General features: G+C 56.5%; 1 pseudogene. It reads left to right on the plus strand.

The features are described from left to right. Positions 1–195: pseudogene (locus tag AB4Z32_RS27595) on the plus strand (hypothetical protein); the annotation flags it as partial. Positions 196–549: the final 354 nt, after the last annotated feature.

The following is a 549-nucleotide window of genomic DNA, read 5'->3' on the forward strand; positions in this document are numbered from 1 at the left end:
AGAAAGCGCGGTGCGCTGCACATCCAGAACGTGAACGCCTATCACAGCCGGATGCGAACCTGGCTGCTGCCGTTCCGCGGCATCGCCAGCCGTTACCTGGACCACTACTTCGGCTGGCGCTGGGCGCTGGATGGCCAGCGCATTGCCAGCCCCGGTGCCTTTTTGAGAGCGGCGCTGGGCAGATTCAACACTTAATGCAAACAGCGCCGTTTTTTTGCGCCGTCCCAATCGGAACATCTTCATTCGGCATCTGTCGGGCAGCACCGAACAGGCCCATAAAAGTGTTGGGTCCGGGCCATCACCGGCGATGCCTGCGGCCGCTTCCTCCGATGCCGTGAACGGCTGAGAATAAGAATAAAAACACCTTTAATTTCAATAACTTGCGTTTTAATTGGTGACGCTCGAACGAAGCTGGCACGCATCCTGCTGATAGTCCATCGAGCGCAAATCAAATGCCTCAACCAACCAACCGACATCCAAGGAGATTTACCATGAAAACCCTGATCATCACCGACCTGGCCCACACCGACAAACTGGACCGCGCAGCCA

The organism is Massilia sp. 2TAF26 (assembly GCF_052115005.1).
Lineage (GTDB): Bacteria > Pseudomonadota > Gammaproteobacteria > Burkholderiales > Burkholderiaceae_D > Telluria.